6 protein-coding genes and 1 pseudogene are annotated in these 8,026 nt (G+C 58.9%); 3 read left to right on the top strand and 4 right to left on the bottom strand.

The window, feature by feature from the left end:
• Both FGD77_RS03940 and FGD77_RS03935 read left to right on the top strand, forming a co-directional pair.
• On the top strand, nucleotides 1-870 hold an 870-nt coding region (locus tag FGD77_RS03940), incomplete at its 5' end, for a cation transporter (RefSeq protein ID WP_255006560.1).
• Nucleotides 871-1,208: 338 nt separating this feature from the next.
• Nucleotides 1,209-2,297: a PHB depolymerase family esterase gene (locus FGD77_RS03935; protein WP_255006558.1), complete on the top strand. Its 1,089-nt coding sequence runs from the start codon at nucleotides 1,209-1,211 to the stop codon at nucleotides 2,295-2,297.
• A 366-nt stretch (nucleotides 2,298-2,663) separates the two neighbouring features.
• On the opposite strand, the gene FGD77_RS03930 is transcribed toward FGD77_RS03935, so the two are convergent.
• A complete protein-coding gene (locus FGD77_RS03930) occupies nucleotides 2,664-3,011 on the bottom strand; it encodes a hypothetical protein (protein ID WP_255006557.1) in 348 nt (115 codons plus the stop codon).
• A 233-nt stretch (nucleotides 3,012-3,244) separates the two neighbouring features.
• Between FGD77_RS03930 and FGD77_RS03925 the strand changes: the two are divergent.
• A pseudogene (locus FGD77_RS03925) lies at nucleotides 3,245-5,354 on the top strand (catalase).
• A 20-nt stretch (nucleotides 5,355-5,374) separates the two neighbouring features.
• Here FGD77_RS03925 and FGD77_RS03920 read toward each other — a convergent pair.
• The 3 genes from FGD77_RS03920 to FGD77_RS03910 form a co-directional block, all read right to left on the bottom strand.
• Entirely contained in the window at nucleotides 5,375-6,151 is a 777-nt protein-coding gene (locus tag FGD77_RS03920; protein WP_255006491.1) for a hypothetical protein, read from the bottom strand.
• 85 nt (nucleotides 6,152-6,236) lie between these two features.
• On the bottom strand, nucleotides 6,237-7,478 hold the full coding sequence (locus FGD77_RS03915) for a sodium:proton antiporter (RefSeq protein ID WP_255006488.1): 1,242 nt from the start codon (nucleotides 7,476-7,478) through the stop codon (nucleotides 6,237-6,239).
• The gene (locus tag FGD77_RS03910; RefSeq protein WP_255006486.1) at nucleotides 7,478-7,993 is read right to left on the bottom strand and encodes a DUF421 domain-containing protein; all 516 of its coding nucleotides are present in this window, start codon (nucleotides 7,991-7,993) and stop codon (nucleotides 7,478-7,480) included. Before FGD77_RS03910 ends, FGD77_RS03915 begins: the two co-directional genes overlap by 1 nt.
• Nucleotides 7,994-8,026: the final 33 nt, after the last annotated feature.

The following is an 8,026-nucleotide window of genomic DNA, read 5'->3' as shown; positions in this document are numbered from 1 at the left end:
TCAATTTTCTGGCTGCTGACCATCATTGCGGTGATGTATTTTGCGATGGGATCCAGCCAGGCAATGAAGGCAGCGTGGATCGAAGACACGCTCAGTCTGCTGCCGCCCATCCTGTTCCTGCTGGCGCGAAAGTTTGAGAACAAGCCCGCGACCGAGCAATATCCTTTCGGATTTCACCGTGTCGGGTCGCTGGCTTTTCTTCTGGCTGCTGGCGCGCTGACCGCCATGGGAGGATTCCTGCTCTATGACGCGACCAGTGCTCTGATCCTGCAGGAGCACCCCACCATCGGAAACGTCACGATCCTCGGCTGGGATGTCTGGCTGGGCTGGCTGATGGTCGCCGCACTTGTCTATTCCATCATTCCCCCTGTCATCCTTGGCCACATGAAGAAACCGCTGGCCCGTGCGGCGATGGACAAGATCCTCTACACAGATGCGGATATGAACGCAGCCGACTGGAAGACGGGCTTGGCAGGTATTGCGGGTATCGTGGGCATTGGTTTCGGATTCTGGTGGGCTGATGCGGCTGCGGCGGGGCTGATTTCCTTTGACATCCTGCGGGACGGGCTGCGCAACCTTCGCATTGCAGTTGCCGAGCTGCTGGACGGAGCACCCCGAGAACTGGACTCGACCGATGTTCATCCGATCGTCGACACGCTTTCGGCCGAGTTACGTAAGCGGTTTCCGGGTCATGACGTGCAGGTGCGTGAAACCGGACGGTTTGTGCGGGCCAATGTGGTTCCCGTCAAGGGTGCAGAGCTGAACATCGGTGAAGCGCGCAAATTGTTATCAGATGATCAGGCGTGGCGGCTGATGGCGCTCGGGCGGCAACTACAAGATCTGCCTGATCCTTCGGAGAACAGCGAATGATGGACGCTACGAGACCCGTCGAATGACGAAATTCATCGGTTTGTGGATAATACCGATACATTTGTTTTGCAGCGATTAAAAAGGTCTATTCGCTGATGAACCAATAGTCGAAGCCGGAGTTAAACCAAGACATGTCCGTTGCATGTCAATCGGACACGACGGTATGGAGAACAGGGCGATTTTTCCGATTTCCCGTTCTGGCCAACGCAAAGGCAGACGAGCTTCTCGTCCCGTCTGCAACGGACATGTTGCCAGCCATAATCAAGCAGGCGGCGAAACGGCGGACCCCGGTGTGTGAAACACCGCGGTATCATATATTTCAGAGCTTGTGAGGTCAGATGCACGATCCGTTCAGGCGCGCACGCGCGAAGACACAGCGCAAGCTAAGACGCGCGGGCGCTTCCGCAATCACCGAAATGTGGAGCACGCTCCTTGGCCCGTCCAAACCGAAGAAACGTAGAGCCAGAAAACCCGGCACGCCCGCGCGCAAAGCCGTGAAGCCTGCCAGCCCGTCGCGTGCAGCCGGCGGCGGAAGTGGTAAAGTCAAAGCCCGGGCGGCTGTTCCTGCCACCAGATCCCAAGCAAGGACCCCGCGGGGCGCAACGTTCAAGGCCGGACAACATGAGACCGCTTTTGGCACCCGTTCATACAAGCTCTATGTGCCGGTCGCTGCGAACAAGGCAACGACGCCGCTTCCGCTGCTCGTCATGCTACACGGGTGTGGGCAATCGTCGAAGGATTTTGCGCGTGGCACCGGGATGAATACACTGGCAGAGGAATTCGGTTTTCTGGTTCTTTATCCGGATCAGGCGCGGGACGCCCATCATTATCGGTGCTGGAACTGGTATAGACGGGGCGATCAGAACCGGGGCGCGGGAGAACCCGCTTTGCTGGCGGACATGACGCGCAAGATCATTGCCGACTGGAACGCCGATCCCTCCAGAGTCTATGTCGCGGGCCTGTCTGCCGGGGCAGCAGCAGCGTTGATCCTAGCAACGGAATATTCCGATATCTTTGCGGCGGTCGGTGTTCATTCGGGGCTGGCCGTAGGAGCCGCTCATGATCCAGCATCCGTTCCGAGAGCGATGCAAAGTGGCGATCCGGGCAAGCGTCTTGATGCTCAAGTGCCGACCATCATTTTTCATGGCGACGCGGATAAGGTCATCAACCCCCGCAACGGTCGTTTCATCGCCATTCGCGCACTCGAACCTTTCGCCGCCCTTGACCGGACAGAAAAGAAAGGGCGCGTTCACGGTGGCCGTGAATTTACCCGCACCGTGCATCGGGTGGGCAGGGGACGTCCCTACACCGAGCAGTGGGTCGTCCATGGTGCAGGACACGCCTGGTCCGGCGGACATGCGGCGCAGTCTGGGGCGCGATCGCCGCGTGAATGCCATCAAGTGAAACGCCGATATCGCAAGGCGTAAAGACACTGGCGCCGCCCACGCCCGAATCCGTCAGCGCGGCACCGAAGGGCACTCCGACTGCGCCCAGAACACACACAACAGTCTGAAGCTCGATGGCTCGCGCACGCGCGCAGCCGAACACCCTGTTGTAGCCGGTAATCATGTCTGTTTTGGCAGGAATGATCACCAGATCGAGATCGAGAGTCCCCAGTCGGGACCACAAGTCCGTAAATTCGCTGTCGAGGCAAATGATCATAGCGATCCGTAGCCCGTTCCATTCGATGACATTTATCGATTCACCATGGACGGTAATGCCGCCAGCGCCCTGAGCTTCGAGCGGGGTCAAGCTCAGTTTGTCTTGGCTATGACGCGCACCATCCGGCGTTATCAACCATGCACGGTTGAAATATGTGGCAATACCGTCCACCGGCCCGGTACGCGCAACGGTATCGTTCCGGCAAGTATCGAGACACCATAGTTCGCGGAGATTATAGCAATCGCATCCAGCGATATCTGCCCACATTCAAAGAGCCAGCCGAGGGTATCCGCCTCCGCCATATCTGCCGGGGCAAAATTCAACCACTGGGCACAGGCGAACTCGGGAAGGACCAACATGTGTCCGCCCCGCGCTGCCGTCTGTGCGACCCGCGCTTCCAGAGCGGCGAGCCACGTCTGCAGATCCTGCACGCTCGATTCAAGATTGGCAGCCCAGAGGTCTATCGAAACATGTTCCATGATTTTTCTAGCGCGAATGGAGAGTGAGCCGTCTGCCAAGACTCCAGCCGTCCCGAAGCAAGGCGGACGTCTGGTGAATTTTTGCAGATTGACTGCGAGAAGAGGGGTAAGCACGATTTTATGTCCGGTTGCATCAATCTAGATGGAAGTTCCGAAACATTGCGCAGCGTAGCATTTGTTCTGTTCGATAATTCCCCTGTTGCGCGCACATTTCTGTCGCTGGAGATAAACTGATGTCTGAAAAATCACCGCACTTTCACCCCTCTATCGAAACGCAGAAGTCCAACGAGACAACGAAGCGCTCCGAAAAAACGGGGCAAGGCGGTGAAACGCACCAGCAGGCACCGGATGGTGCGCGCCTGACGACGGCACAGGGCGTGCCGGTGTCGGACAACCAGAACACTCTCAAGGTGGGGCCGCGCGGTCCGGCATTGCTCGAGGACTTTCACTTCCGCGAGAAAATGTTCCATTTCGACCACGAGCGCATTCCCGAGCGCGTGGTGCATGCCCGTGGCTATGGCGCGCGTGGATATTTCGAGACCACGGATGCGATCCCGGACCTGACGTCGGCGCATCTGTTGCAGGAAAAGGGCCGCAAGGTTCCGGCCTTCGTGCGGTTCTCGACCGTAGCGGGCAACAAGGGGTCCATGGATCTAGCCCGCGATGCACGCGGGTTCGCCGTCAAGCTCTATACCGAAGAGGGCAACTGGGACATCGTCGGAAACAACATTCCCGTTTTCTTCATTCAGGACGCGATGAAGTTTCCCGATCTGGTCCATTCAGTTAAGGAAGCACCCGATCGCGCCTTTCCGCAGGCGCAGTCGGCACATGACAACTTCTGGGATTTCATCTCTCTGATGCCCGAAGCCATGCACATGATTATGTGGACCATGTCGGACCGGGGCATTCCGCGGTCATTCCGGTTCATGGAAGGGTTTGGCGTCCATACGCTCCGGTTCGTGAACGCAGAGGGCAAGAGCCACTTTGTGAAGTTCCACTGGAAGCCGAAGCAGGGGTTGCAATCAGTTCTCTGGGACGAGGCGATCAAGATCAACGGCGCCGACCCCGACTTCCACCGCCGTGATCTGTGGGACGCGATCCAAGCGGGTGATTATCCAGAATGGGAACTGGGTGTGCAGGTGTTTGACGACGCCTTTGCCGACAAGTTCGATTTCGACGTGCTGGATGCGACCAAGCTGATCCCGGAAGAGGACGTGCCGGTCCGCATTGTCGGGCGGCTGGTGCTGGACAGCGTGGTCGACAACTTCTTTGCCGAGACGGAACAGGTCGCATTCTGCACCCAGAACATCGTACCGGGGATCGATTTCACAAACGACCCGTTGCTACAGGGCCGCAACTTTTCCTATCTGGACACGCAGATCAAACGGCTGGGCGGGCCGAATTTCACCCATATCCCGGTGAACGCGCCGAAATGCCCGTTTGCTCATTTCCAGCAGGACGGGCACATGGCGATGCATAACCCGGCAGGGCGCGCCAACTATGAGCCGAACAGCTGGAAGGATGGCGGCCCTCGGGCTGATGCGGAGACCGGGTTCACCTCCTATCCCGAAGCGATCGAGGGCGAGAAACGGAAGGTTCGTGCGGAGCTGTTCGCGGACCATTACAGTCAGGCCCGCCAGTTCTATCAAAGCCAGACAGAGGTGGAGCAGGGCCACATTGCCGGCGCGCTCATCTTCGAACTGTCGAAATGCGAGGTGCTGGATATCCGCAAGCGTGTCGTAGCCCACTTGCCAAATATCGATACGGATCTTGCTCAGGCTGTCTCGGATGGGCTGGGTTTTGACGAAATGCCGGAACCGCATGCGCCGCGGCGCGATATGGTTGAAGGGCTCAAGCCATCGGATGCGCTGTCGATCCTCAAGAACGGACCGGATAGCTTCAAGGGTCGGAAACTGGGCATCCTTGTAACCGACGGTATCGATGGGGGCCTGCTCGCCTCGTTGCAACAGGCGGTGAAAGACGTGGGCGGCATGATGGAAATCGTCGCCCCCACGATCGGCGGCATCAAGACGTCCGACGGCAAAAAGCGTGTCGGCGGATCAGAAAATAGATGGCGGGCCATCCGTGCTCTATGATGCTGTCGCTGTAATGGCATCTGCAGACGGGGTAAAAAAGCTGGCATCCATGCATCCGGCCAAGGGATTTGCTGCCGACGCTTTTGCACATGCGAAGTTCATCGCACTCACCGGCGAAGCCGAGCAACTGTTCCATGCGGCAGGAGTTGACGATTTTGACGACGGCGTATTCCGACTCGAGGGCAAGGACGACTGTGCGGATTTCATCGAGGCTTGCGGGAAAATGAGGTTTTGGCAGCGCGGATAATCTATCTTTATACTGTCGGATCACGGCATATGGCGGGCGGAGAAATCCCTGAGCCATTCCTGCAGCTTTGATGAGACGTCGGGTCCGGAATATTGCCGGAAATAAGGCAGTGCCCGGGCCAGATGTGCCCAGTCTGTCTCCGCGTCATCAAGCCTATGGGCAAACACTTCTGTCAGTCTCTCCGGAACCCTCATTTCTGGATCCTGATGACTGAAAAATAGCGCAAAGGGAGCGGCGTTCAGTTCGGCGGTCAATCCTGCCAGATCCTTCAAAAGCATGAGGTTATCGTCTTGGCTGGCGTGAAGGTATAGTAGAAGTTTGCGCCCATGGACCACCGTTTGAGTGGTCGCCATGACAAAGCTCACGCCGAGTGTCAGGACAACCATGCCATTCACACCGACCACTACACCCAGGAGTGAGATAGTCGATGTGGCAGGCGATGTCGTGCCGCCTCCAACCGTCGAGAGGAGATGACCGACGTGCGATATGAATCCGACCGGGCTTGCCGACAACCCGCTGCTCTGGTCCACGACTGATCCAGTGATGCCGTAAAAGATCATCGCCCAGGACAGGTTCACGCTCAGGATCCACCATGTGGCCACGGTTGCCACGACCAGCGGGCCGATGATCTTGTGCTTGATGTCCGTGTCGGGCAGTCGCCTGAACAGGCGGAATGCGGTCCGGGCCACACGTATCGCGATTGGACTGCTATCGTTTGTGCCAGCCGTCGTGATCAGAAAGTCCGTCGTGACGATGATCAGGAAAAGCCATCCTAAAAGTCCGATAACTAGCGACATTGCGGCACCTTCACGTGGTTAGGCGTTCCTCTATGGATGATATCCAAAGCGCTCACCCTCAGTTCCAAACAGATTGATCTGATAGTCATCTCCCGATCTTTTCCATGCTCCAGCCCACTGTGAAACCATGCAGGACGGTCGACAGGAAAATCGTCAGTGCGGTGATGATCCACAGGTCGGACAGGTTATCGAGTTCGGCGTAGCCTGTCGCATAGGCCAAATAATAGATCGACCCGATCCCGCGCACCCCATAGACGGCAACAACCGCTCGGTCGGGACGGGCCAGCGCGCTTGCCGTCAACGATATCCATCCGGCAAGCGGGCGCAGCACCACGATCAGCAGCACCGCGATGGCGACATGGCTCCAGGTCAGGTCCGCTGCCAGAGTGGGGAGCAGGGCTCCCAGAGCGATAAGCAAAAGCGCCGTCAGGGCGTGTTCGATGGATTCCGAAAAATCGTGCAGATGCCGATGATAGTGGTGTTCGCTCTCAATACGCCTGAGCGATAGGCCCATCGCGGCCACGGCGATGAAACCATAGCCTTCGACCAGTTCGGTGGAGCCGTAGCACAGGAACACCCCGGCAATCGCGATCACTCCCGAGCCAGTATCGGCCAGCCGGGTTTCGCGCGGCAGGTTGAACAGTATCTGGCCCAGCAGCCACCCCCCGGCCCAGCCCATCGCGGCCCCGATGGAAATCCGGTAGATCACGTCCTCCAGCAACCACTGAAGCCCCCATTCAGCGGGGGCCAAACCCTGCGCAATGAGGATCAGGCCGAGATAAACGAACGGAAAGGCCAGCCCGTCGTTCAGCGCGGCCTCCGTGGTCAGGGCGAAACGCACCGGATGTTCCTGTCCCTCCTGCGGCGGCGCGATCTGCACGTCGGCGGCAAGGACTGGGTCGGTGGGTGCAAGCACGGCGGCCAGCAGAACGGCAGCTCCGGCGGTCAGCCCGCCCAGCACCACGCCGAGGAACGCGACCGCCGCGATGGTCAGGGGCATCGCGATCAGGAGCAGCCGCAGCGTCGGTGCCCATTTTCCCGGCGGCCCGAGGCTGTCGACCCGCATGCCCGCCGCGAAGAGCGCAACGATGACGGTGATCTCTGCCATCACCTCCCACAGCAGCGGCGCCGTGCGCGGATCGGGGGGCGCGGGCAGGCCGGGGATCATCAAGACGGCTCCGGCCCCCAGCAGGATCATCAGCGGCGCGGCCGCCGGTTCGCGCGATGAAATGAGCCGTGGAAACCAGCGTGACAGGATCACGATGCAGCCGACGACCGCGAGGGTCAGATGATAGGGGCTGAATTCGAAGAAAGTGGCGTTTTCCATCAGTCCTCGGCGACGCCCTTGAACAGGACCTCATCCACATGATCGCCGTGCAGCACCGAGATATCGCCGGTCGTTTCCAGCACCACGGCGCGCACCGTCGACAGCTCCAGCGCGTTCGCCTCGCGCAGTTTGGCGAGCAGGTCTTCCTCGGCCACACGCGTCGCGCGCAGGTTGTCATGCAGGATGACGCCGTCCTTCATCAGACAAACCGGCGTGTTCTGAACCAGCGCGTCCAGCCGCGGCGACCAGTGCCGCAGCCGCGAGACGAAATACTGGACGGCAAAAAGGGTGGCCATCGCCGTCAGCGTCTGAAGAAATCCTGTCCATTCCTGCGACTGCGACGCCCCAGCCAGAAGCGAGCCCATGGCGACGGTCATCACGAAGTCGAAATTCGTCATTTTTGAGAACGACCGCAGGCCGACCACGCGGACTAGCAGGATGATCCAGGCAATGCCAGCCGCGCTCAACAGGACACCCTTGGCAAAGGCATCAATGACGAATCCGTCAAAAAACATTCGTGTTTCCTCCTGTCGGAAAGGTTTCTTTTT

Source organism: Roseovarius sp. M141, assembly GCF_024355225.1.
GTDB lineage: Bacteria > Pseudomonadota > Alphaproteobacteria > Rhodobacterales > Rhodobacteraceae > Roseovarius.
Note: the sequence above shows the minus strand (reverse complement) of the source record. Positions and strands in the feature narration are given on the sequence as shown.